The 25,386-nt window shown below is 48.8% G+C and carries 21 protein-coding genes and 2 pseudogenes; 15 read left to right on the top strand and 8 right to left on the bottom strand.

Annotated features, from left to right (window positions below; genetic code table 11):
* Positions 1 to 15: 15 nt before the first annotated feature.
* Positions 16 to 2,295: a class 1a ribonucleoside-diphosphate reductase subunit alpha gene (gene nrdA, locus ACTHTS_RS00115; protein WP_440368728.1), complete on the bottom strand. Its 2,280-nt coding sequence runs from the start codon at positions 2,293 to 2,295 to the stop codon at positions 16 to 18.
* 391 nt (positions 2,296 to 2,686) lie between these two features.
* Here nrdA and ACTHTS_RS00110 point away from each other — a divergent pair, with 391 nt between their 5' ends.
* Complete coding sequence (locus tag ACTHTS_RS00110) at positions 2,687 to 3,019, top strand: stress response protein (protein WP_440368488.1); 333 nt, start codon at positions 2,687 to 2,689, stop codon at positions 3,017 to 3,019.
* 51 nt (positions 3,020 to 3,070) lie between these two features.
* On the opposite strand, the gene ACTHTS_RS00105 is transcribed toward ACTHTS_RS00110, so the two are convergent.
* A complete protein-coding gene (locus ACTHTS_RS00105; RefSeq protein ID WP_101756277.1) occupies positions 3,071 to 3,805 on the bottom strand; it encodes an epoxyqueuosine reductase QueH in 735 nt (244 codons plus the stop codon).
* Positions 3,806 to 3,904: 99 nt separating this feature from the next.
* Positions 3,905 to 5,362 carry a patatin-like phospholipase family protein gene (locus tag ACTHTS_RS00100; RefSeq protein WP_440368725.1) on the bottom strand — a complete coding sequence of 486 codons (1,458 nt, stop codon included), beginning with the start codon at positions 5,360 to 5,362 and terminating at the stop codon, positions 3,905 to 3,907.
* Between the two features lie 140 nt (positions 5,363 to 5,502).
* On the opposite strand from ACTHTS_RS00100, the gene recO reads away from it, so the two are divergent.
* The 10 genes from recO to ACTHTS_RS00050 all read left to right on the top strand — a co-directional run bounded on the left by recO (position 5,503) and on the right by ACTHTS_RS00050 (position 17,487).
* Positions 5,503 to 6,246: a DNA repair protein RecO gene (recO, locus tag ACTHTS_RS00095; RefSeq protein WP_440368723.1), complete on the top strand. Its 744-nt coding sequence runs from the start codon at positions 5,503 to 5,505 to the stop codon at positions 6,244 to 6,246.
* A gap of 67 nt (positions 6,247 to 6,313) precedes the next feature.
* A complete protein-coding gene (gene pdxJ, locus ACTHTS_RS00090; protein ID WP_070589100.1) occupies positions 6,314 to 7,042 on the top strand; it encodes a pyridoxine 5'-phosphate synthase in 729 nt (242 codons plus the stop codon).
* A gap of 88 nt (positions 7,043 to 7,130) precedes the next feature.
* Entirely contained in the window at positions 7,131 to 7,508 is a 378-nt protein-coding gene (gene acpS, locus ACTHTS_RS00085; protein ID WP_049335203.1) for a holo-ACP synthase, read from the top strand.
* Between the two features lie 154 nt (positions 7,509 to 7,662).
* Positions 7,663 to 8,475: an NUDIX domain-containing protein gene (locus tag ACTHTS_RS00080; protein ID WP_440369173.1), complete on the top strand. Its 813-nt coding sequence runs from the start codon at positions 7,663 to 7,665 to the stop codon at positions 8,473 to 8,475.
* Positions 8,468 to 8,890: a hypothetical protein gene (locus tag ACTHTS_RS00075; protein WP_440368720.1), complete on the top strand. Its 423-nt coding sequence runs from the start codon at positions 8,468 to 8,470 to the stop codon at positions 8,888 to 8,890. Before ACTHTS_RS00080 ends, ACTHTS_RS00075 begins: the two co-directional genes overlap by 8 nt.
* Positions 8,891 to 9,651: 761 nt before the next feature.
* Positions 9,652 to 10,527 (top strand): methylisocitrate lyase, encoded by an 876-nt coding sequence (prpB, locus tag ACTHTS_RS00070; protein ID WP_039862334.1) that lies wholly within the window; start codon positions 9,652 to 9,654, stop codon positions 10,525 to 10,527.
* 84 nt (positions 10,528 to 10,611) lie between these two features.
* Positions 10,612 to 11,766, top strand: a complete 1,155-nt coding sequence (prpC, locus tag ACTHTS_RS00065) for a bifunctional 2-methylcitrate synthase/citrate synthase (RefSeq protein WP_063075771.1) — start codon at positions 10,612 to 10,614, stop codon at positions 11,764 to 11,766.
* A gap of 401 nt (positions 11,767 to 12,167) precedes the next feature.
* Positions 12,168 to 14,774: a Fe/S-dependent 2-methylisocitrate dehydratase AcnD gene (gene acnD / locus ACTHTS_RS00060; RefSeq protein WP_440368718.1), complete on the top strand. Its 2,607-nt coding sequence runs from the start codon at positions 12,168 to 12,170 to the stop codon at positions 14,772 to 14,774.
* Between the two features lie 117 nt (positions 14,775 to 14,891).
* Complete coding sequence (gene prpF, locus ACTHTS_RS00055; RefSeq protein WP_440368716.1) at positions 14,892 to 16,061, top strand: 2-methylaconitate cis-trans isomerase PrpF; 1,170 nt, start codon at positions 14,892 to 14,894, stop codon at positions 16,059 to 16,061.
* Between the two features lie 214 nt (positions 16,062 to 16,275).
* Complete coding sequence (locus tag ACTHTS_RS00050) at positions 16,276 to 17,487, top strand: acetate kinase (protein WP_440368714.1); 1,212 nt, start codon at positions 16,276 to 16,278, stop codon at positions 17,485 to 17,487.
* Between the two features lie 74 nt (positions 17,488 to 17,561).
* Here the strand turns inward: ACTHTS_RS00050 and purM are convergent, their stop codons facing one another.
* Entirely contained in the window at positions 17,562 to 18,596 is a 1,035-nt protein-coding gene (gene purM, locus ACTHTS_RS00045) for a phosphoribosylformylglycinamidine cyclo-ligase (RefSeq protein WP_440368712.1), read from the bottom strand.
* A gap of 203 nt (positions 18,597 to 18,799) precedes the next feature.
* Between purM and ACTHTS_RS00040 the strand changes: the two genes are divergently transcribed.
* Positions 18,800 to 19,870 (top strand): AI-2E family transporter, encoded by a 1,071-nt coding sequence (locus ACTHTS_RS00040; RefSeq protein WP_440368710.1) that lies wholly within the window; start codon positions 18,800 to 18,802, stop codon positions 19,868 to 19,870.
* Between the two features lie 66 nt (positions 19,871 to 19,936).
* Positions 19,937 to 20,653: an S-methyl-5'-thioinosine phosphorylase gene (locus tag ACTHTS_RS00035; protein WP_440368708.1), complete on the top strand. Its 717-nt coding sequence runs from the start codon at positions 19,937 to 19,939 to the stop codon at positions 20,651 to 20,653.
* A gap of 45 nt (positions 20,654 to 20,698) precedes the next feature.
* Here ACTHTS_RS00035 and ACTHTS_RS00030 read toward each other — a convergent pair whose 3' ends face one another.
* The 3 genes from ACTHTS_RS00030 to ACTHTS_RS00020 form a co-directional block, all read right to left on the bottom strand.
* Positions 20,699 to 21,193 carry a hypothetical protein gene (locus ACTHTS_RS00030; RefSeq protein WP_234396198.1) on the bottom strand — a complete coding sequence of 165 codons (495 nt, stop codon included), beginning with the start codon at positions 21,191 to 21,193 and terminating at the stop codon, positions 20,699 to 20,701.
* Between the two features lie 145 nt (positions 21,194 to 21,338).
* A complete protein-coding gene (locus ACTHTS_RS00025) occupies positions 21,339 to 21,773 on the bottom strand; it encodes a hypothetical protein (RefSeq protein WP_049322347.1) in 435 nt (144 codons plus the stop codon).
* The gene (locus tag ACTHTS_RS00020; RefSeq protein WP_070644763.1) at positions 21,766 to 23,073 is read right to left on the bottom strand and encodes a homoserine dehydrogenase; all 1,308 of its coding nucleotides are present in this window, start codon (positions 23,071 to 23,073) and stop codon (positions 21,766 to 21,768) included. Before ACTHTS_RS00020 ends, ACTHTS_RS00025 begins: the two co-directional genes overlap by 8 nt.
* A gap of 205 nt (positions 23,074 to 23,278) precedes the next feature.
* On the opposite strand from ACTHTS_RS00020, the gene ACTHTS_RS00015 reads away from it, so the two are divergent.
* Positions 23,279 to 23,653: an Mth938-like domain-containing protein gene (locus ACTHTS_RS00015; RefSeq protein WP_440368706.1), complete on the top strand. Its 375-nt coding sequence runs from the start codon at positions 23,279 to 23,281 to the stop codon at positions 23,651 to 23,653.
* A 264-nt stretch (positions 23,654 to 23,917) separates the two neighbouring features.
* Positions 23,918 to 24,924 (top strand): annotated as a pseudogene (locus ACTHTS_RS00010) (IS5 family transposase).
* Between the two features lie 250 nt (positions 24,925 to 25,174).
* Here ACTHTS_RS00010 and ACTHTS_RS00005 read toward each other — a convergent pair.
* Positions 25,175 to 25,386 (bottom strand): annotated as a pseudogene (locus ACTHTS_RS00005) (MBL fold metallo-hydrolase); the annotation flags it as partial.

The raw sequence follows: 25,386 nt of genomic DNA, 5'->3' as shown, positions 1-25,386 counted from the left end.
TGAAATCTCCCATTGTCAAATCTTACAAGCCCCACCAGCGCAGCCGTCATCTTGAATATCGGCCTGCGTATCGTCCGCGCCGTCGCGGGTGTTATGGTAGTACAGGGTTTTGACACCGTATTTATAGGCGGTCAGCAGGTCTTTGAGCATTTGTTTCATGGAAACTTTGCTGCCTTCAAATTTGTTCGGGTCGTAGGCGGTATTGGCGGAAATCGATTGATCGACGAATTTTTGCATTACGCCGACAAGTTTCAGGTAGCCTTCGTTGCCGGGAAGCTGCCACAGAGTTTCGTAGGCGTCTTTCAGGGTTTCAAACTCCGGCACGACTTGTTTCAAAATACCGTCTTTCGATGCTTTGACCGTTACCAATCCGCGTGGCGGCTCGATGCCGTTGGTGGCATTGGCAATTTGCGAGCTGGTTTCAGACGGCATGAGTGCGGTCAGGGTAGAGTTGCGCAGGCCGTATTTGACGATGTCGGCGCGCAGGCTTTCCCAGTCGTAGTGCAAAGGCTCGCTGCACACGGCATCCAAGTCTTTTTTGTAGGTGTCGATGGGCAGTTTGCCTTGCGAATAAACGGTTTGGTTGAAGAGCGGGCATGCGCCGTATTCTTTGGCAAGGTTTACCGATGCTTTGAGCAGGTAATACTGCATGGCTTCAAAGGTGCGGTGGGTCAGGCCGAGGGCTGAGTCGTCGCTGTAACGTACGCCGTTTTTCGCCAAATAGTAGGCGTAGTTGATGACGCCGATGCCGAGTGTGCGGCGGTTCATGGTTGCGGTGCGTGCTGCTGCAACCGGATAGTCTTGATAATCCAGCAGGGCATCAAGTGCGCGTACGGTCAAATCGGCAAGCTCTTCCAGTTCGTCCAAGTTGTTCAATGCACCCAAGTTGAAGGCGGACAGGGTACACAAGGCAATTTCGCCGTTCGGATCATTGATGTTGTCCAGCGGTTTGGTTGGCAGGGCGATTTCCATGCACAAGTTGGACTGATGAACAGGCGCAACGCGCGGATCAAACGGACTGTGCGTGTTGCAGTGGTCAACGTTTTGGATGTAGATACGACCGGTACCGGCGCGTTCCTGCATCAGGGTGGAGAACAATTCTGTTGCCGGCAAAGTACGTTTGCGGATGTTTGGATCTTGCTCGTATTGAGTGTAGAGGCGCTCGAATTCGTCTTGGTCGGCGAAGAAGGCATCATACAAACCTGGAACTTCATTCGGCGAGAACAGGGTAATGTTGCCGCCTTTGATCAAGCGGGTGTACAGCAGGCGGTTGATTTGCACGCCGTAGTCCAGTTGGCGGATACGGTTGTCTTCTACGCCGCGGTTGTTTTTCAATACCAACAGGCTTTCGGCTTCAATGTGCCACAATGGGTAGAACAAGGTTGCCGCGCCGCCGCGTACGCCGCCTTGCGAGCAGGACTTAACGGCCGCTTGGAACATTTTGAAGAATGGGATACAGCCGGTGTGTTGTGCTTCGCCGCCACGAATTTCGCTGCCCAAGCCGCGGATACGGCCGGCGTTGATGCCGATGCCTGCTCGTTGGGAAACGTATTTTACAATCGCGCTGGTGGTGGCGTTTATGGAGTCGAGGCTGTCGTCGCATTCAATCAACACGCAGCTTGAGAATTGACGGGTAGGCGTACGCACGCCGCTCATGATAGGCGTAGGCAGCGATACTTTGAATGTGGAAACAGCGTCATAAAAGCGTTTGACGTAATCCAAACGGGTCTCTTTCGGATATTTGCTGAAGAGACATATGGCCACCAAAATGTATAAAAACTGCGGCGTTTCATAAATTTGGCGGGTAACGCGGTTTTGAACCAGATATTTGCCTTCCAGCTGTTTTACGGCAGCATAAGAGAAGGTCATGTCGCGGCTGTGGTCGATATAGGCATTCAGCTCGTCGAATTCTTCGCGGCTGTAATCTGCGATGATGTGGCGGTCATATTTGCCTGCTTCGGTCAGTTTTTTAACGTGATCGTAGAGGTGAGGCGGCTCGAATTCGCCATAAGCGATTTTACGCAGATGGAAAATGGCGAGGCGGGCAGCCAGATATTGATAATCGGGCGTATCTTGTGAGATTAGGTCGGCCGCGGCCTTGATGATGGTTTCATGGATATCGTCGGTACGGATACCGTTGTAAAACTGAATATGAGATTTGAGCTCGACTTGCGATACGGAGACGTTTTGTAAGCCTTCTGCCGCCCAAGTAACAACACGGTGGATTTTGTCTAAATTGATATCTTCCAAGCGTCCGTCGCGTTTGGTTACTTTAATATTCGTTGCTGCATTCATTGTTCAGTCTTCCCATTAAAAAACACAAGATACGGTATGTGATTGCTTTGAACGGCACAATATAATGTATTTTTCTTTGTTTAACTAGACTTGACAATGCGCTTTTTTCGGGGTGTGGATTAGGGGATGGGAGGCTTAAACTAGATTTTATGTGGCTTTGTGGCGATTTGGCATTATTTTGCGTTTGCATCACATTTGGCCAGACATTGGCTAGAGGCTTATGAAATAAAGAAATTTATATTCAGGTTTCGTCTAAATGGAAGGAGTGTTAAATTTTGCAAAGCAAGTAGTATGATGTAGTAATTAACCACATTTTTGTCATGTAAAAAATGGGCGTTTTGCCGGTGCCCTGGCGAAACATATAATGGAAAAACTATTTAGGAGGCGAATCATGTTAATGTTGAAAAATTTAGGTTCCGCACTGGCGGCGGTTGCCGTATTGAGCTTGGATACTTATTCTGCCGAAGCGGCGGCCAAACCGCATGGCCATCATGTGAGCAAACACCAACAGGCGAAGAAAAACAAATTGCATCCTGCTTGTAAGAGATACCTTGAGCGCCGTGCCGCTTGGTATCGCTACAAAGGCAACAAGGCCGAATTGAGGGAAAACCGTAAAGCGGCAAAAGCATTCCGCGGTTTGCCTTATGCCGAGCAAAAAATTCAATGCCAAGCTGCTTATCAGGCATTTGATGATTTTGATCACGGTAAATTCCGCCGCCGTTAATCATCTGATTTAAACAAAGGCCGTCTGAAACATTCAGACGGCCTTTGATATTTATTTCTCAACAATGATTTTGTTTTCGGCTTGAGGCTCGTATTGTGTGGATTCATCACCGTAATACAATACGCCCAGCTTGATGGGGATGCGGCCTTGCGATTTGCGGTGGGCATTGGAGTCACGCAGGGAGTAGGCGCAACCGCAATATTCTTGTTGGTAGAAATGCTCACGCTTGCTGATTTCAATCATGCGTGCGCTGCCGCCGCCTTTGCGCCAGTTAAAATCCCAATAAACCAAGTCATCATACGGCTCGGCGGCGCGATGGCCGCAGCCGTTGATCTGTTTCATGTCTTTCCAGCGTGAAATGCCCAGTGAGCTGGTGAAAACATGGAAGCCGTTTTCATGAGCGTATTGGGCCGCTTTTTCAAAACGCATATCGAAACACATGGTGCAGCGGATACCGCGTTCGGGTTCAAATTCCATGCCTTTGGCTTTGGCGAACCATTCTTTGCGGTCATTTTCGTAGTCGTCGTCTTTATCGACAAAGGGAATGCCGAATTTGTCCGCAAAGCGCATATTTTCTTCTTTGCGCAACATATATTCTTTGTGCGGATGGATATTGGGGTTGTAAAAATAAATGGTGTAGTCGATGCCGCTGGCAAGCATGGCTTCCATCACTTCGCCGGAACATGGGGCGCAGCAGGAATGCAGCAGGACTTTTTTATGACCGCCCGGCGGAACGAGGATAGGGCGGTCAATATCAGTAACGATAGGTGTGGTTTTTTCGGTCATGGTTTTATTCTATTTTTGATATTTTTTTCAGACGGCCTTTATCTCTGAGGCCGTCTGAAGGGGTTGAAATCTATTTGTCTATTTTAACAGAGCAATACTTTATGGAACAGATTGTTTCTGTGTTTCTTTTTCGTTTAACGGTTTGAAATCTTTAGCGTCCGGCGGCGGTTCGGCAAAGATGGCGTCGGGATTGTGGTGCGCTGCAAATTCTGTCAGCAGGTTGCGGTAGTCCAACGATTGCTTCATCAGTTCGGCAGCGGCGGTACGCAGGTTGTCCACATCTTCCGGCGGCAGATAAAAACTGGTCGGAATGTTCAATACTTTTTCCCTCAACTCGGAAGGAGGGAGGTCTTTGAGGTTGAGGCTGACGAAGGAGAAGCTGATACCGTCGGTTTGTTTGTCTTTATTCCACTGATCGACGAAGGCACGGAAACGGCGCAGGGATTCTTGCGAGTTTTGGTCAATGGGGATATTGACGATAGAGGAGACGACATCGCGGAAACCGGGAACGGCCGCGGTTTTGTCCAAATTGCTGCTGACTTGGTTTTGCGCATTGACGTTGATGACGACGATATGGCGGATATTGTTTTGCAGGATTTTGTTTGTCAGGATTTTTTCCGGGTACATTTCCGTCATATCCAAAAGGCTGCGCATACCCAGATTATCGGTCAGGCCGCCGTCTATCAGGTGGATGTAGGGTCGGTTTTTCCCATCTGCGTATTTTTGGAAGCGCTCGTAAAATTCTTTTATGGTGCGACTTTGTTGTCTGCCTGTTTCGCTGCCGTCTGCATCTTCGATTTTGATCGGCGGCGTGTAGCTGCAGCGTCCGCCGTTGTTGTTTAGGGTAATCGGTGCAAATACCATAGGCACGGAGCTTGAAGCTGCGACAGCGCGGGCAAGTCGCAAGTCGCCCAAGTCGATACACATCGGGTCGAAATATTCCTGCGTGAAATTGAAACGCTCGCCTATGCCCATATCGGTGGCGGAAATGATGGCAAACGGGCCTTTGGCATTTTTTTCCAAATCGCGGAAAGTAGTTTTGCCGAAAAGGTAGTTTTCAAACTGCTCCTGCAACAGATCGCCGCGTCCGTATTCAGGTGAGGCCAGTCGGGGCAGGTTGGACATGGAAAATGCTTGTTTAACGACTTGGCGTTGGAAGTTTTGGTGTAGGAAACGTTTATAAAACAAGGGAATGGTTTCTTCACCCTTGAGTGCAAAATAAGCCGCTAAAACCGAGCCGCCGGATACGCCGACCACCACATCGACATTCGACATCAGAGATTGTTTTTTGCCGCCGATGGTAATCTGTTGCTTATGAAGCTGCTCCAACACGCCATAACCTAAGGCTGCCGCGCGCGTACCGCCGCCGGAGAACATCAATACAATAAGCGTATCGTCTTCGTTGTTGCGCTGAAGTTGGCTGGTTTCAAAGCGGTAGCCACGTTGCAGGTCGACCGTATCAATACCGGCGATAGGTTGATATTTTACCAGCGAGCAGGCAGATAATAGGGCTGCGGAGAGCAGGGAAAGGGCAGATTTAAAAGGGAATTTCGGCATAAACACAGGAAAGTCAGTTGTTCATTCAAAACGGATTATAAAGGTTTTCAGACGGCCTTTATAGAAGGCGGATTTTCAGACGGCCTTTTTGCGTCGATTTTCCGTTATAATCGACACAATCTTTATCTTTCCAAACCCTTATGGCGCAACCAAACCGCATCAACCACGAACCTATCTTTCTGCTTGCTTCCGCCCCGTGGCGTGAGAGCAGCTTGTGGGTGGAGGCTTTCAGCCGCCGTTATGGGCGGGTCGCTTTGTTGGCCAGAAGCGCGCGCAAACGGCAGAGCGAATTGCGCGGCGTGTTGGTGCCGTTTGTGCCGGTGAGCGCGTCTTGGTATGGCTCGCAAGAGTTGAAGACCCTGCATCGCGCCGAATGGATAGGCGGTTGGCCGCAGCCTCAGGGCAGGGCTTTGTTCAGCGGATTGTATGTGAACGAGTTGATGCTGAAGTTGACCGTCCGCGAAGACCCGTTGCCCGAGCTTTACGATGTTTTGGCGGAAACCATGAAAACCATTTGTTGCGAGGCCAACCATATTGCCGCTTTGCGCCGTTTTGAATGGACGTTGTTGACACGCTTGGGCTTCGCCCCCAATTTGTTTCATGATGGCAACGGCAATGAAATCAATGGCGAAGAAACTTATTGGCTCACGCCGGAAGAGGCTGTGGTTCCCCTGTCCGAGGCCGACCGTTTCCATGCGCTCAATAAGGGCGTGGCCGTATTGGGCGCGACCTTAATCGATTTGAGGGAAGGCAGCTTCGTTCATCAGGAAAGCCTCGGTCAGGCTTTGAAAGTGACACGGCTTTTGATTGACAACCTTCTGCCTGAGGGCATCAAGTCTCGGCAGGTTTTGCAGCAGTTGCAGCAGTTTGGTTTGGGCAGTTGAATTTTTTCAGACGGCCTTTGTAGGTAAAGGCTTAGGCCGTCTGAAACCTTAAAGAAAGGACATTATTATGTTGTTAGGCGTAAACATCGACCATATTGCCACCGTCCGCAATGCGCGCGGTACGATTTATCCCAGCCCTGTCGAAGCGGCGCTGATTGCGGAAACCCACGGCGCAGATTTAATTACCATGCACTTGCGTGAAGACCGCCGCCATATTAAAGATGCGGATGTATTTGCCGTTAAAAACGCTATCCGCACGCGTTTGAATTTGGAAATGGCGCTGACGGAAGAAATGCTGGAAAACGCGCTCAACGTCATGCCGGAAGACGTGTGCCTCGTGCCTGAAAAACGTCAAGAAGTGACTACAGAAGGCGGTTTGGACGTATTGGCGCAACAGGATAAAGTGGCAGAGTTTACTAAAATCCTGACCGACGCAGGCATCCGCGTGTCCTTGTTTATCGATGCCGACAACGCGCAAATCCAAGCCGCTTATGATGTCGGTGCGCCCGTTATCGAGTTGCACACCGGCGCATATGCCGATGCGCACAGCCACGCCGAGCAAATGAAACAATTCGAGCGCATTCAAAACGGCGCGCATTACGCCAGCGATTTGGGTTTGGTCGTCAATGCCGGACACGGCCTGACCATTCACAACGTAACGCCGATTGCTCAAATTCTTGCCATCCGCGAGCTGAACATCGGTCATTCGCTGATTTCCCAAGCACTCTTCCTCGGCCTGCCTGAAGCGGTCCGCCAAATGAAGGAAGTCATGTTCAGAGCCAGAATGCTGCCTTAACGGCATCAGCCATACCGGCTAAAGCGGTTTGCTTTGGTCGGTATTCACACTTTCAGACGGCCTGACTATTTAAACAAGGAGCAGACCCATGATTTACGGAATCGGTACAGACATTGTTTCTCTCAAACGCATTATCCGCCTGAACAAAAAATTCGGACTGGCATTTGCGCAACGCATTCTCAGCCCGGAAGAGCTGTTGGAGTTTCCACAGGCAGGCAAGCCGGTCAACTATCTTGCCAAACGCTTTGCCGCCAAAGAAGCTTTTGCCAAAGCCGTCGGTACGGGCATACGCGGCGTGGTGTCTTTCCGCAATATCGGTGTTGGACATGACGCACTGGGCAAACCTGAATTGTTTTTTGCACCGGTTTTGAGCAAATGGCTGGAAGAGCAGGGCATCCACGGCTGTCATCTCAGTATGAGCGATGAAGAGGATACCGTCATGGCTTTTGTCATTGCGGAAAAATAAGGCCGGATTTAAGTATTCTGAAATAGAGCATCCTTTTCAGACGGCCTGAAGAGTTAGGTATTTGTCAAAGGTCGGGCGTATAGGCCCGACATCGTTTTTTTACGCATAAATCGGTAGGTGTCGCCGCCTGCCACATATTAAGAATAATCTCATGATGACTGAAGACACACGTCCATTGGTGCAAGTGGTTGCCGGAATTTTGCTCGACCAAAACGGCCGCTACCTGCTCAGTTCCCGCCCCGAGGGTAAACCGTATGCCGGTTATTGGGAATTTGCCGGCGGCAAGGTAGAAGCCGGTGAAAGCGATTTTCAAGCCTTGCAACGCGAGTTTGAAGAAGAACTCGGCATCCGTATCCTCGCCGCTACGCCGTGGCTGACCAAAGTCCATTCCTACGAACACGCACATGTACGCCTGCATTTTTTATGGGTAGAAGCCGACCAATGGACAGGCGAAATCCAATCGAGGGAAGGGCAGAAATGGGCATGGCAAAAGGCAGGGGATTTTACCGTTGCGCCGATGTTGCCTGCCAATAGCGCATTATTACGCTCCCTATCCATTCCGCGCCAGCTTCAAGGCCGCCTGAAAAGTGGCTTGAGCGGCCAAAACAGCATGGGCGAATATCATGTTGTGCCATATCTATCGGCTCAGCATCAAACCGCCTCTGCCGTATTGTTGGAATTTGCCGATTGGCAGCAAGGCAAGCCGATAGAAGCGTCTAGCGCATGGCCAATCATTGAAAATGCCGAACAATGGCAGCAGGTGCAAAATGCGGATACTGTCGTGTGGAAAGTGGCGAATGAAGTGGCAGCCAAGCAAGTTGTCGATATTTTGGCACAAGGCGTGGCTATGCCGTTGATTACGGCAGCTCCGGAAAGTATGGTTTCCATTTATCGCGAACAGTGGCGGAGCATAGGTGCGCATGCCGTTGTGACCGATAATGACATTGAGGCCGTCTGGAATGAGTAAAAATCAAAAACTACTGATTGCCGCTGTTTTACTGATTGTGTTTGCGGCGGCCAAACTGCTGCTCTTGGATTGGTGGCAGCGGCAACAGATAAAAGCGAATGTAGTCGAATGTAGTCTGACACAAGGCTGCGTCCTGCCTGACGGTTCAAAAGTGCGTGCGACCTCCATCAATACACACGAGCCTTTTGATATTGTGGTGGAGAATGTGCCGAAGAATACGGGTGCGGTCAGTATCAGTTTCAGTATGAAAAACATGGACATGGGCTTCAACCACTATAACCTGACGCAACAATCGCCGCAAAGTTGGCAGGCTGCGCAAATCCGCTTGCCGTTTTGCGTCGAAGGCCGCCATGATTACACTGCCGACATTACCATTGACAAACAGACTTTTCAGACGGCATTTAGTGCAGAGTAGTCATCATGCAAAGGCCGTCTGAAAATTTAAAGGCAAAAATTTTAATTTTTTCAGAAGGCATATTTAAAAGTTCCTTATAAATGAATCAATTATAAATTATTTTTAGATGGATTGTTTACAATTATTCTGACTATCAGCCAAAAGTACAAAACGGACAGAAGCTAGGCCACACAAGGGTTTGATGTGGTACAGCCTGTCCGTTTTTTACATTTGTTGCAAAAAAATCGTTTATTAATAACTGAATTTTTTATAATTTTTTTGAAAAAAGTGTTTGACAAGACCGGTTTTATTTTTTAAATTTGTTTCCATAAATAAAAACTACATCGCACTACAAAGGAACATCATCATGAATCTGTATCAAACCACTCTCTCTTGTTATAGATTTTCCCCTCTCTCCGCCGATCCCGTCGTCGTCTGCTTATTGCCAGTCGCGGCGGTCTGAAGGCTCTCAACCCGAATCCAGTTTCCGCATTCCTTCAAACACTTCGGGTTTTAAAACTTCTTTCCCCTGTTGCATTCATATACTGATTAATAATATTTAAAAAACAAACGCCTCCGCTTCAGCCTTATTATATTTATTGGTTTTGATAACTATTTGTTTTTATTAATTTTAAATTTTTAGATGGTTGATAATGGAAATTTTATAGGCCGTCTGAAAACAGTTTTTAGAACGATTGTTTCTTTTTAAACGGTTCGTTTCAAGTTGTGAAAAACTGAGCCGTCCGATTAATACTGAAAAAAGTCTATAAAGGAGAAATATGATGAGCCAACACTCTGCCGGAGCGCGTTTCCGTCAAGCCGTGAAAGAATCAAACCCTCTTGCCGTAGTCGGTTGCGTCAATGCTTACTTTGCACGATTGGCCACCCAAAGCGGTTTCAAAGCGATTTACCTGTCCGGCGGCGGCGTGGCAGCCTGCTCTTGCGGTATCCCTGATTTGGGCATTACCACAATGGAAGATGTGCTGATCGACGCACGACGCATTACGGACAACGTGGATACGCCTCTGCTGGTGGACATCGATGTGGGTTGGGGCGGTGCATTTAATATTGCCCGTACCATTCGCAACTTTGAACGCGCTGGTGTTGCAGCGGTTCACATCGAAGATCAGGTAGCGCAAAAACGCTGCGGCCACCGTCCGAACAAAGCCATCGTTTCTAAAGATGAAATGGTCGACCGTATCAAAGCTGCCGTAGATGCCCGCGTTGATGAGAACTTCGTGATTATGGCGCGTACCGATGCGCTGGCGGTAGAAGGTTTGGATGCCGCTATCGAACGCGCTCAGGCTTGTGTCGAAGCCGGTGCAGACATGATTTTCCCTGAAGCCATGACCGATTTGAAAATGTACCGCCAATTTGCAGATGCAGTGAAAGTGCCTGTATTGGCCAACATTACCGAGTTTGGTTCCACTCCGCTTTATACCCAAAGCGAGCTGGCTGAAAACGGCGTGTCGTTGGTGCTGTATCCGCTGTCATCGTTCCGCGCAGCAAGCAAAGCCGCTTTGAATGTTTATGAAGCGATTATGCGCGATGGCACTCAGGCCGCAGTGGTTGACAGTATGCAAACCCGTGCCGAGCTGTACGAGCATCTGAACTATCATGCCTTCGAGCAAAAACTGGATAAATTGTTTCAAAAATAAGTAACCGCTTTCAGACGGCCTTTCAACAAATCCGCATTGGCCGTCTGAAAAATAAAACCCACAAAAATACAAAGGAGAAATACCATGACTGAAACTACTCAAACCCCGACTTTCAAACCTAAAAAATCTGTTGCGCTTTCTGGCGTTGCGGCTGGTAATACCGAATTGTGTACCGTTGGCCGTACCGGCAACGATTTGAGCTATCGCGGTTACGACATCTTGGATTTGGCACAAAAATGCGAGTTTGAAGAAGTCGCCCACCTGCTGATTCACGGTCATCTGCCCAACAAATTCGAGCTGGCCGCTTATAAAACCAAGCTCAAATCCATGCGCGGCCTGCCTATCCGTGTGATTAAAGTTTTGGAAAGCCTGCCTGCACATACCCATCCGATGGACGTGATGCGTACCGGCGTATCCATGCTGGGCTGCGTTCATCCTGAACGTGAAAGCCATCCGGAAAGTGAAGCGCGCGACATCGCCGACAAACTGATCGCCAGCCTCGGCAGCCTCCTGCTGTACTGGTATCAATATTCGCACAACGGCAAACGCATTGAAGTTGAAAGCGACGAAGAGACCATAGGCGGTCATTTCCTGCACTTGTTGCACGGCAAACGCCCAAGCGAATCACACATCAAAGCCATGCACGTTTCACTGATTCTGTATGCCGAACACGAGTTCAACGCTTCTACCTTCACTGCCCGCGTGATTGCCGGTACAGGCTCTGATATGTACTCCAGCATTACCGGTGCAATCGGCGCGTTGAAAGGTCCGAAACACGGCGGTGCGAACGAGGTGGCTTACGATATTCAAAAACGCTACCGCAATGCCGACGAAGCCGAAGCAGACATCCGCGAACGCATAGGCCGCAAAGAAATCGTGATCGGTTTCGGTCATCCGGTGTACACCATTTCCGACCCTCGCAACGTTGTCATTAAAGAAGTGGCACGCGGTTTGAGCAAAGAAACCGGCGATATGCGCCTCTTTGACATTGCCGAACGTTTGGAGAGCGTGATGTGGGAAGAGAAAAAAATGTTCCCGAATCTGGACTGGTTCTCTGCCGTTTCCTACCAAAAATTGGGCGTACCGACCGCTATGTTCACACCGCTGTTCGTAATTTCCCGTACAACCGGTTGGAGCGCACACGTTCTCGAGCAACGCAAAGACGGCAAAATCATCCGTCCGAGCGCAAACTACACAGGCCCTGAAGATTTGGCATTCGTGGAGATTGAAAACCGCTAATACGCGTAACAGCAGGGTGGGCCGCCTGCCCACCCCATCTCGAAATGCCGTTTGAAAACAATGAATAAATGATGTTTTCGTTTTTCGACGGCCTAGTGCAGTATGCGAGAGAGAGAGCCGGCCGTTTGGAAAACATGCTGCTCTGCTGTCGTCATTCCCATACAGGCAGAAATTCAAAAGTTGAAATGTTCTGCTGTAAAGAGTGCTGAAAGATTTAAGTTTGGATTTCCGTCTATACGGGAATGATGGTAGCGGAGCAGCAATTTTTTTTCATACCGCGAATAGATTTCAGACAACAAGCAATAACACAGAATTTATGGTTTCAGACGGCCTTAAGGTCCGAATCAACAGGCCGTCTGAAACCCCAAAACCAAAAAAAGAATAGATTTAGGAGAACCGACATGACTGCCAACCAACGCTACCGCAAAGCTTTGCCCGGTACGGATTTGGAATATTACGACGCGCGTCAGGCGTGTGAAGACATCAAACCAGGCTCTTACGACAAGCTGCCTTATACAAGCCGCATCTTGGCTGAGAACTTGGTCAACCGCGCAGACAAAGTCGACCTGCCTACGCTGCAAAGCTGGTTGGGCCAACTGATTGAGGGAAAACAGGAAATCGACTTCCCCTGGTATCCGGCGCGCGTGGTGTGTCACGATATTCTGGGTCAGACAGCGTTGGTGGATTTGGCAGGCCTGCGCGATGCGATTGCCGAAAAAGGCGGCGATCCTTCCAAAGTGAATCCTGTGGTGCAAACTCAGCTCATCGTCGACCACTCTTTGGCCGTTGAATGCGGCGGTTACGATCCTGATGCCTTCCGCAAAAACCGCGAAATCGAAGATCGACGCAACGAAGACCGTTTCCACTTCATCAATTGGACAAAAACCGCATTTGAAAATGTGGATGTGATTCCGGCGGGCAACGGCATTATGCACCAAATCAACTTGGAAAAAATGTCGCCGGTTGTCCAAGTTAAAAACGGCGTGGCATTCCCTGATACTTGTGTGGGTACTGACTCACATACGCCGCACGTCGATTCATTGGGCGTGATTTCCGTAGGCGTGGGCGGTTTGGAAGCCGAAACCGTGATGTTGGGCCGTGCATCCATGATGCGTCTGCCTGATATTGTCGGCGTTGAGCTGACCGGCAAACGCCAGCCGGGCATTACTGCCACCGACATCGTGTTGGCACTGACCGAATTCTTGCGTAAAGAGCGCGTGGTTGGCGCATTTGTCGAATTCTTCGGCGAAGGTGCAAGAAGCCTGTCCATCGGCGACCGTGCCACTATTTCCAATATGACCCCTGAGTTCGGCGCAACCGCCGCGATGTTCGCTATTGATGAGCAAACCATTGATTATTTGAAACTGACCGGCCGCGATGATGAGCAGGTGAAATTGGTAGAAAACTACGCCAAAACCGCAGGCTTGTGGGCAGATGCCTTGAAAAACGCCGTTTATCCTCGCGTATTGAAATTTGATTTGAGCAGCGTAACGCGCAATATGGCAGGCCCAAGTAACCCGCATGCCCGTTTTGCGACCGCCGATTTGACAAGCAAAGGCTTGGCTAAACCTTACGAAGAGCCTTCAGACGGCCAAATGCCTGACGGTGCAGTGATTATTGCCGCGATTACTTCGTGTACCAATACTTCCAATCCGCGTAACGTTGTCGCCGCCGCATTGTTGGCACGCAATGCCAACCGTCTCGGCTTGAAACGCAAACCTTGGGTGAAATCTTCGTTTGCCCCGGGTTCAAAAGTAGCCGAAATCTATTTGAAAGAAGCAGGCCTGCTGCCTGAAATGGAAAAACTCGGCTTCGGTATCGTTGCCTTCGCATGTACCACCTGTAACGGCATGAGCGGCGCGCTGGATCCGAAAATCCAAAAAGAAATCATCGACCGCGATTTGTACGCCACCGCCGTATTGTCAGGCAACCGTAACTTCGACGGTCGTATCCATCCGTATGCAAAACAGGCTTTCCTCGCTTCGCCTCCGTTGGTCGTTGCCTACGCATTGGCAGGCAGCATCCGTTTCGATATTGAAAACGATGTACTCGGCGTTGCAGACGGCAAAGAAATCCGCCTGAAAGATATTTGGCCCACCGATGAAGAAATCGATGCCATTGTGGCCGAATATGTGAAACCGCAACAATTCCGCGACGTTTATATCCCGATGTTCGATACCGGCACAGCACAAAAAGCACCAAGCCCGCTGTACGACTGGCGTCCAATGTCCACCTACATCCGCCGCCCACCTTATTGGGAAGGTGCACTGGCAGGGGAACGCACATTAAGAGGTATGCGTCCGCTGGCGATTTTGCCCGACAACATCACCACCGACCATCTCTCGCCGTCCAATGCAATTTTGGCCAGCAGTGCCGCAGGCGAATATTTGGCGAAAATGGGTTTGCCTGAAGAAGACTTCAACTCTTACGCAACCCACCGCGGCGACCACTTGACCGCCCAACGCGCAACCTTCGCCAATCCGAAACTGTTTAACGAAATGGTGAGAAACGAAGACGGCAGCGTACGCCAAGGTTCGCTGGCACGCGTTGAACCAGAAGGCCAAACCATGCGTATGTGGGAAGCCATCGAAACCTATATGAACCGAAAACAGCCGCTCATCATCATTGCCGGTGCGGACTACGGTCAAGGCTCAAGCCGCGACTGGGCTGCGAAAGGCGTACGCCTCGCCGGTGTGGAAGCGATTGTTGCCGAAGGCTTCGAGCGTATCCACCGCACCAACTTGATCGGTATGGGCGTGTTGCCGCTGCAGTTCAAACCGGGTACCAACCGCCACACCCTGCAACTGGACGGTACGGAAACCTACGACGTTGTCGGCGAACGCACACCGCGCTGCGACCTGACCCTTGTGATTCACCGTAAAAACGGCGAAACCGTCAAAGTTCCGGTTACCTGCCGCCTCGATACTGCAGAAGAAGTGTTGGTATATGAAGCCGGTGGCGTGTTGCAACGTTTCGCACAAGACTTCTTAGAAGGAAATGCAGCGTAAGGTAAATCGGGCATAGTTAAAATGTCTGGGCTACGCTCAAAAAGGTTTTCAGACGGCCTTGAATATTTGAGAGGCCGTCTGAAAAAACCATACTAGAAATACAAAGGAGAACTCGAAATGCCGCAAATTAAAATTCCAGCCGTTTACTACCGCGGCGGTACATCTAAAGGCATTTTCTTCAAACGCACCGATCTGCCGCCCGCTGCGCAGGAAGCAGGCGAGGCACGCGACAAAATCCTCTTGCGCGTACTCGGCAGTCCAGACCCTTACGGCAAACAGATTGACGGTTTGGGCAACGCCAGTTCGTCCACCAGTAAAGCTGTGATTTTGGATAAATCCGAACGCGCCGATCACGATGTCGATTACTTGTTCGGACAAGTTTCCATCGACAAACCTTTTGTCGATTGGAGCGGCAACTGCGGTAATCTGACCGCCGCCGTGGGCGCATTTGCCATCGAACAAGGCTTGGTCGATAAAGACAAAATCCCTTCAGACGGCCTGTGTACTGTCAAAATCTGGCAGAAAAACATCGGCAAAACCATTATTGCCCATGTACCGATGCAAAACGGCGCAGTTTTGGAAACCGGCGATTTTGAGCTCGACGGCGTAACGTTCCCGGCAGCCGAAGTACAAATCGAATTTCTTGATCCGGCCGACGGCGAAGGCAGTATGTTCCCAACCGGCAATTTGGTCGATGAAATTGATGTGCCGAATATAGGCCGTCTGAAAGCCACGCTTATCAATGCCGGTATTCCAACCATTTTCCTGAATGCCGCAGATTTGGGCTATACAGGCAAAGAGTTGCAAGACGACATCAACAACGATGCCGCGGCTCTGGAAAAATTTGAAACCATCCGCGCGTATGGTGCGCTGAAAATGGGTTTGATCAGTGATGTATCCGAAGCCGCCACCCGCGCCCATACTCCGAAAGTCGCTTTTGTCGCCCCTGCGGCCGATTACACCGCTTCAAGCGGAAAAACCGTCAAAGCTGCCGACATCGACTTATTGGTACGCGCGCTGAGCATGGGCAAATTGCACCACGCCATGATGGGCACCGCTTCAGTTGCCATCGCTACCGCCGCCGCCGTGCCCGGTACGCTGGTCAACCTTGCAGCCGGAGGCGGAGCGCGTAAAGAAGTCCGCTTCGGTCATCCGTCAGGTACTCTGCGTGTCGGTGCCGCCGCCGAATGTCAGGACGGACAATGGACGGCCACCAAAGCGGTCATGAGCCGTAGCGCACGCGTGATTATGGAAGGACAAGTCCGAGTGCCGGAAGATTGCTTTTAAGTTTTCAGACGGCCGCAGTATTAAACAATGCCGTCTGAAAACCAAATAAGCAGATTTTAATCAGGTAGCGATACCTGCAATGGAAATTAGGATTGGGCATGAAGCCTGACTTAAACATCAAACCAAAGGCAATCTGAAAAGCTCTCAAATGTTTTTGCTCTTTTCAGACGGCCTGAAGCCAAAAAAACAATCAAAAATTCAAAGGAGAAACACCATGTCCAACCAACTCATTCTTGTTCTGAACTGCGGCAGCTCTTCACTCAAAGGTGCCGTTATCGACCGTAAAAACGGTAAAGTTCTCTTAAGCTGTCTCGGCGAACGTTTGGGTACGCCCGAAGCAGTCATTACGTTCAGCAAAGACGGCAAAAAATGCCAAACAGCCTTGACCGGCCGTAACGACCATGCCGGTGCAGTAGGTATGCTGTTGAAAGAGCTTGAAAAACACGGCCTGCACGACCGCATTAAAGCCATCGGCCACCGCATCGCCCACGGCGGCGAAAAATACAGCGAATCTGTTTTGATCGACCAAGCAGTAATGGACGAACTCAATGCCTGCATTCCGCTCGCTCCGCTGCACAATCCTGCCAATATCAACGGCATTTTGGCTGCGCAAGAGCATTTCCCGGGCCTGCCCAATGTCGGCGTGATGGATACTTCGTTCCACCAAACCATGCCGGAGCGTGCCTACACTTATGCCGTTCCGCGCGAATTGCGTAAAAAATACGCTTTCCGCCGCTACGGTTTCCACGGTACCAGTATGCGTTACGTTGCCCCTGAAGCCGCACGGATTTTGGGCAAACCTCTGGAAGACATCCGTATGATTATTGCCCACTTAGGCAACGGCGCATCCATTACCGCCATTAAAAACGGTAAATCCGTTGACACCAGTATGGGCTTCACGCCGATCGAAGGTTTGGTGATGGGTACGCGCTGCGGCGACATCGACCCGGGTGTATACAGCTATCTGACTTCACACGCCGGTTTGGATGTTGCCCAAGTTGATGAAATGCTGAACAAAAAATCAGGCTTGCTCGGTATTTCCGAACTCTCCAATGATTGCCGTTCTTTGGAAATCGCTGCGGATGAAGGCCATGAAGGTGCACGCTTGGCTCTGGAAGTAATGACTTACCGCCTTGCCAAATACATTGCTTCGATGGCTGTGGCTTGTGGCGGCGTTGACGCACTCGTGTTTACCGGCGGTATCGGCGAAAACTCGCGTAACATCCGTGCCAAAACCGTTTCCTATCTTGATTTCTTGGGTCTGCACATCGACACCAAAGCCAATATGGACAAACGCTACGGCAACTCCGGTATCATCAGCCCAACAGGTTCTATGCCGGCGGTTTTGGTGGTACCAACCAATGAAGAGCTGATGATTGCCCACGATACTGCTCAGTTGGCCGGCTTTATGGAAGAAGTAGGCTAGGGCGAAGATTTTCCTAGACCATAAACAATAAAAAGTGCGGATTCATCATCCGCACTTTTTTAATTACATCTCAATCAAGCCACTTGGGTTTGATGTTCGTCACCGTTGCGCTCACGAACTGCGCCCAAACGGTAAACGGTTTCGCCTTGTTCGCTCAAGAATGCCTGTACTGCATCGGCATCTTCTTTGGCAATGATAACGACCATGCCGATACCGCAGTTGAATGTACGGTACATTTCTTGGGTTTCCACATTGCCTGCTTTTTGCAGCCATTGGAACAGTTTAGGCAATTCCCAAGCTTTGGCATCGATTTGTGCAACGGTATTTTCAGGCAAAACGCGAGGTACGTTTTCGGTAATGCCGCCGCCGGTAATGTGAGCCATGCCTTTAATGGTAAATTTTTCCAAAGCGGCAAGGATAGGTTTCACATACAGGCGGGTAGGGGCGATGATGGCTTTGCGCAAGGTTTTACCGTTGTCGAATTCCGCATCCAAATCGGGATTGTCGCGCTCGATGATTTTGCGTACCAACGAATAGCCGTTGGAGTGTGCGCCGTTGGAAGCCAAGCCCAAAACAACGTCTCCGGCCTGAATGCTGCGGCCGTTGATGACGCGTTCTTTTTCAACCACGCCGACGGCAAAACCTGCCAAGTCGTATTCGCCTTCGGGATACATGCCCGGCATTTCGGCAGTTTCACCGCCAATCAAAGCGCAACCGGATTCTTCGCAACCTTGGGCAATACCTTTAATCACATCAGTTGCGCGGGCAACGTCCAGCTTGCCGCAAGCGAAATAGTCCAAGAAAAACAAAGGTTCTGCACCTTGAACCAAAATGTCGTTGACACTCATGGCAACCAAATCGATGCCGACGGTATCGTGTTTGTCCCAGTCGAATGCCAGTTTCAGCTTGGTGCCGACACCGTCCGTACCGGAAACCAATACCGGATTTTTGTATTTTTTACCGATTTCGACCAAAGCGCCGAAACCGCCCAAATCACCCAACACTTCAGGGCGCATAGTACGCTTGGCAAAAGGTTTGATGTTTTCGACCAGTTGATCGCCTGCGTCGATATCCACGCCTGCGTCACGATAGCTCAAAGAAGTGCTCATTGGATTTCCTTATTCGGGTATGGGTAGATTGTCGGAGCGTATTTTATCTTAAATTAGAGGATTCAGGCTGATTTTTTTAGCATTATTGTCAACAATTTTTATTTTATCTTGATAGCCGTCACGCGTTCAGACGGCCTTTGTGAATCTGTTATACTGCTTATTTATTTCGAAAACCTTAAACATCAATTGGGAAATACCTTTTTATGTATCAAAAGAAAGCGCGCAGTGTAAAACCGTGGATTATTATGGCTTGCGTTATCGCGGCCTTTATTTGGCTTTTATATGCCTTAGGCAATGTTTTGACGCCGTTTATTGTGGCTGCCGTTTTGGCCTATGTTTTGAATCCCTTGGTCGAATGGCTGCAATTGAAGCGTATCCGCCGCGCGCCGGCCTCCATGATTATTATGGCGTTTGCTTTGCTGATATTACTGGCGTTGATGCTGATTATTATACCTATGCTGTTAAATCAGTTTAATAATCTGGCCGAACACCTGCCGCAAATCGTAGGCTTTGTTCAAAACAAACTGCTGCCGTGGCTCAACAGCGTCAGCGGGGATTATATTCAAATCGATCAAGAATCGATTATTGCATGGTTGCAATCGCATACGGATGAGTTGAGCAATACGCTCAAAGAATGGATTCCAACCTTGATGCGTCAAAGCGGCAACGTGATCAGCGGCGTCAGCAATTTGGTGTTGTTGCCTTTGCTGCTGTATTACTTCTTGTTGGATTGGAAACGTTGGTCTTCCGGAATCAGCAAATTGGTTCCACGCCGTTTTATCGAGATCTACACGCGTATCAGCGGCAATATGGATGAAGTTTTGGGCGAGTTTCTGCGCGGCCAGCTGATGGTTATGATGATTATGGGCTTGGTTTATGGCTTGGGCTTGATGCTGGTCGGTTTGGATTCCGGCTTTGCCATCGGTATGATTGCCGGTATTTTGGTATTTATTCCGTATTTGGGTGCATTTACCGGTCTTTTACTGGCAACAGTTGCCGCGCTTTTGCAATATGGCTCATGGCAGGGTTTGTTGATGGTCTGGGCTGTATTCGGTGTCGGCCAATTCTTGGAAAGCTTTTTTATTACACCTAAAATCGTCGGCGACCGCATTGGTTTGTCGCCTTTCTGGGTGATTTTCTCGTTGATGGCTTTCGGACAACTGATGGGTTTTGTCGGTATGCTTGCCGGCTTGCCGCTTGCCGCCGTCACGTTGGTTTTATTACGTGAAGGTGCATCTGCCTATTTCGGCAGCCATTTCTACAAACATAAATAAATCGATAATATTAAGGCCGTCTGAAATCCAAGTTTCAGACGGCCATTGATAACAAAGGAAGTCTATATGTTAGCCATTATCGGCGGCAGCGGTTTGACCAAACTGCCGGAACTCGAAATTACTGAGCGAAAAATCATACGCACTCCATACGGCTTAACCAGCAGCCCTATTTTATTCGGCAGGTTGGGGCGTTTGGACATTGTTTTCCTCGCCCGACACGGCTTCAGCCATACCATCGCGCCGCATGAAATCAACTACCGCGCCAATATCTGGGCGTTACATTCTTTAGGCGTTGAAAACATTATTGCCATTTCTTCAGTTGTCGGTATCAACCCCGATTTTGAAAACGGCAGTTTGGTGTTGCCGGACGATTTGATCGACTATACCTATGGCCGCAAAGATACCTTTTTTGAAGGCCAAGAATGTCCGGTTGTCCATACCGATTTTTTCAACCCTTATTGCAATGAATTGCGACAAAAGTTGTTAAATATCACGAAAGCGCACAATGTGCCGATTTACGATTCCGCCGTTTATGGCTGCCTGCAAGGCCCGCGCCGTCCAACCCGCGCTGAAATCGCCCGTTATCGCCGTGACGGCGTAGATGTACTCGGTATGACCGGTATGCCTGAAGCCGTTTTGGCCAGGGAGTTGAAAATGGCCTATGCCCACTTTTGCAGCGTCAGCAGCATTGATTGCTTTGATAGCGGAGTAGGGACTGATGGCTGTGACGAACAGACTTCTATGGCGATGACGAAAATCCGACAATTATTGAATGGTTTGTAACTGATAATGCCGTCTGAAATGATGTTTCAGACGGCATTGTTTTATTTAAGAAGCCGTTTCACGCGCCCAATGGGGCAGGGAGGCTTTTTGTTTGCGGAACGAGGCAAGTTGCATACCCCGGCATTTTTCAAAAATCAATTCGACCCCGCTTTGTAGTTGCAAAATTAAGTTGGTATGCGTTTCCGTTTTAATAAAGTCAATATTGCGTTGCACCAAGCGTTGAATAACAGCATACACATCAATGCAGCCATTTGCAAAAAACCACGGATTCAACTTTACCCAACGGCCACCACTTAATCCAGTATCAGGCTGAAAATCAGCACGAATCTGTGTCAAACGATTGTCGGAGAAATGCAGTTCGATATCGCCATAAAGCCAAATATTCCAGCCTTTTTGCACCAACAAGCCTTTAGGGACGCAATCAGGTGCAGGAAACATCTGCAAAATAGACTCTGCTGATTGTCCGATTTCCAGATAATCAAACCGGCCAGTATACAAAAAATCATAAATATCAACGGCAATAGGAAAGTGGTAACGCATGGCAATAACCATAGAAAAGCAATTAACCAAGCTATCTTAAACTTAAAACATAATGAAATCAATTCTTATTACTATTTATCAATATAAGAAAGGCCGTTTGTTGTTCAGACGGCCTTGTAGCTTTGGCTTAAACCGATATTTTGGTTTACTCTGCCTTTAAATCAGCCACGCATTGCTTATCGCGAGCCTCAAAAGCTTCCGCGCCACCCAAGAGCTTGAGTTGCTCCTCAGGGCTGATTTTGCCGAAGTTTCGGATTTGCTCGTCAGAGAGTTTGCTTAAAGGCTGATCCCACATGCAGACACAATAGTCTTGAGCCAATTTCTCGTTTTGCGCATCCAAACCTTTTGCCTTCAAATCAGCTTGCCATTTTTCAGCAAAAGGAATGTTTTTCACGCAAGATTCCACCACATTTTGTTTCATCTGCGGTTTGTTCATGGCGCATTGTGAGAGCAGGGCAGTCAGAGCCAGCAAAGACAAAATAATCCATGCCCAAATGCGGATGGTGCGGATTTTTGCCTTGGCTTTTTTTCTGGCTGCCAGTTGCTCTTCAGACGGCCTTTCCGTTTGTTGCTCAGTCATGCAGGCTTTCCATGCGGATCATGGTGATCGGAGCATCCACGCAGCTCAGTGCTTCAATCGCTGCGATAGCGCGTTTAACATTGTGTTCCACCGTGGTGTGAGTCAGAATCACGATTTCAGCAGTGCTTTGATTAATCACGCCTTTTTGAATCAAAGCCTCGATAGAAACATTTTCTTTGGCCAAGAGGGCGGCAATTTGACCCAAAGTGCCCGGTTCGTCAGTTGCTTGAACGCGCAGATAGTAGCTGCTGGTGATTTCATCCATAGGCAGAATATTTTGCACTTGAACTTGTGAAGGTTGGAATGCCAAGTGAGGAACACGATGGTCAGTTTCCGCTTCAATTAGGCGGGCAATATCAATGATGTCGGCAACCACGGCAGAGGCAGTCGGCAATGCACCGGCACCTGCACCGTAATACAAGGTTTCACCAACCATATCGGCATTGACGCGGACAGCATTCATCACGCCGTTAACGTTAGCCAGCAGACGGCTTTCAGGAATCAGAGTAGGGTGTACACGCAACTCGATGCCTTTGTCGGTTTTACGGGTAATACCCAACAATTTAATGCGGTAGCCAAGTTCTTCAGCGTATTTGATATCACGGCTGTCGAGTTTGCTGATGCCTTCCAAATAGCAGGCAGAAAAGTTCATCGGCGTACCAAATGCCAATGCGCTCATAATGGTAATTTTATGGCCGGCATCATGACCTTCGATATCAAAAGTAGGGTCAGCTTCTGCATAGCCCAAAGCCTGAGCTTCTTTCAATACGTCTGCAAACGCGCTGCCTTTTTCACGCATCTCAGTCAGAATGAAGTTGCTGGTACCATTAATAATACCGGCAATACTGCGGATTTGGTTCGCAGCCAAGCCTTCACGCAAAGCCTTGATAATAGGGATACCGCCGGCAACAGCAGCTTCAAATTGTACCATGACATTTTTTTCTTCTGCCAAAGGGAAAATTTCATTGCCGTATTCAGCCAGCAGTTTTTTATTGGCAGTAACAATGTGTTTGCCGTTTTCAATCGCTTTCAATACCGCATCTTTGGCAATACCGGTGCCGCCAAACAATTCAACAACAACATCAACATCTTGATGTTGAACCAGCTCAAACGGATCTTTGATAAAAGCAGCATTCGGGCAAATTTGTTTGGCTTTTTCTTCGCTCAAATCACAAACAGCAGAAATACGGACTTCACGTCCCAAGCGGCGGCTGATTTCCGCAGCGTTGTCCTGCAATACAGTAGCCGTACCGCCACCGACTGTACCCAAACCTAAAAGACCGATATTTACTGGCTTCATTGTGTCTCCTTTTGAGCCGATACTTTAAAATAATCACGAAAAACCAAGGCTTGTTATAATCGCTTGCAATCGTAAATTCAGAGCAAAGCATCAATGCACAAGGTCAAACGTTGAATCCTACCTGATATTGCTTGATTTTGCACCTTTTTTTGCAAGTTTCCCAAGGCTGTCTGAAAATCGTTCTACCATAAAAACAGGAATTGCCATGAAAATCACAGAAAACTATATCGATGAAGCCACATCATTTTTTTCATCCTCGCAAGGCATATTGCAAATCGGTGAACAAACATACTCAGAACCCATTTGCTGGCAAGATGGTAAAGTGAGCATCATTCCTCAAACAACCATCGAAGAATTAAATGAACAAATTTTTATATCAGCAATTGAAACAGCAGAAAACCGTCCTGAAGTCATTATTATAGGTACAGGAGAAAAACAAAAATTTCTGCATCCTAAAATTGCAGCAGCCTTATCAGCCTACGGAATCGGCTTCGAATGCATGAATACAGCTTCAGCTTGTAGAACTTTAGTTTTACTGCAAGGAGAAGAACGAAGCACATGGGCTTGGTTGTGGCCATAATTTGTAGAAACATCATGCCAGTTTAGATTCGCATAATTTATATTATGTTAAATTCATAATGCTAGTATTTTAATTTGCTAATTCCTGTTTTTCTCAGTAGTACAATCACTTACAATATTCAAAAACAAAAAAGGCCGTCTGAAAATTTCAGACGGCCTTTTTGTTTATATTCCTCAGCCTTTTTCTCAACAAATCCCTTGTGAGACCTTTGCAAAATTCCCCAAAATCCCCTAAATTCCCATCAAGACATTTAGGGGATTTTCCATGAGTACCTTCTTCCAGCAAACCGCCCAAGCCATGATTGCCAAACACATTGACCGTTTCCCACTGTTGAAGTTGGATCAGGTGATTGATTGGCAGCCGATCGAACAATACCTGAATCGTCAAAGAACCCGTTACCTTCGAGACCACCGTGGTCGTCCCGCCTACCCCTGTTATCCATGTTCAAAGCCGTCCTGCTCGGCCAATGGCACAGCCTCTCCGATCCCGAACTCGAACACAGCCTCATCACCCGCATCGATTTCAACCTGTTTTGCCGTTTTGACGAACTGAGCATCCCCGATTACAGCACCTTATGCCGCTACCGCAACTGGCTGGCGCAAGACGACACCCTGTCCGAATTGCTGGAACTGATTAACTGCCAACTGACCGAAAAAAACCTAAAAGTAGAGAAAGCATCCGCCGCCGTCATTGACGCCACCATTATTCAGACCGCCGGCAGCAAACAGCGTCAGGCTATAGAAGTCGATGAGGAAGGACAAGTCAGCGGCAAAACCACACCGAGCAAAGACAAAGATGCCCGTTGGACAAAGAAAAACGGCCTCTACAGACTCGGTTACAAACAACATACCCGCACCGATGCGGAAGGCTATATCGAGAAACTGCATATTACCCCCGTCAATGCCCATGAGTGCAAACACCTGTCGCCTTTATTAGAAGGGTTACCCAAAGGTACGACCGTCTATGCCGACAAAGGCTATGACAGTGAGGAAAACCGGCAACATCTGAAAGAGCATCGGCTGCAGGACGGTATTATGCGCAAAGCCCACCGCAAACATCCGCTGACGGAAGTGCAAACCAAACGCAACCGATATTTGTCGAAAACCCGTTATGTGGTCGAACAAAGCTTTGGTACGTTGCACCGTAAATTCCGCTATGCCCGGGCAGCCTATTTCGGGCTGAGCAAAGTGAGTGCGCAAAGCCATCTGAAGGCGATGTGTTTGAACCTTTTGAAAGCCGCCAACAGGCTAAGTGTGCCTGCTGCCGCCTAAAAGGCGGTCAGGATGCCTGATTATCAGGTATCCAAGGGGGATTAAGGGGGGATTAAGGGGGGATTTGAGTAGAATCAGTGGATATTTGAAATAAAAACAGCCGAAAACCTGTGTTTAGGTTTCGGCTGTTTGGGGAAAGGAATTTTGCAAAGGTCTCAAGCCGTCTGAAATTTCAGGCAGCCTTTTTCATAACAAAGAGTGGTCAGGTTTCAGGTATTTTTGCAAATTCTCTTTAAACGATGATCGCTTATCAATCTAGCCTCACAGTCTCCCCGTCTTCCGGAACGTTCACACGGCTTTCAATGCCTTGACCGCGTATAAATTTACGCATATCGGCGCGGCTGACGGCGGTATGATTCACGGTATCCATGTGTACGGTGATGATTTTGGCTTTAGGCATGACTTGGCTGGCTTTTAATACATCAGCCGTCCCCATAATAATGCCGTCTGAAATGCCTGAAA

The sequence above is a fragment of the Neisseria sp. P0019.S003 genome (genome assembly GCF_051957115.1).
GTDB lineage: Bacteria > Pseudomonadota > Gammaproteobacteria > Burkholderiales > Neisseriaceae > Neisseria > Neisseria flavescens_D.
The sequence above is the reverse complement of the archived record's forward strand: the minus strand, read 5'-3'. Positions and strand labels throughout refer to the sequence as shown.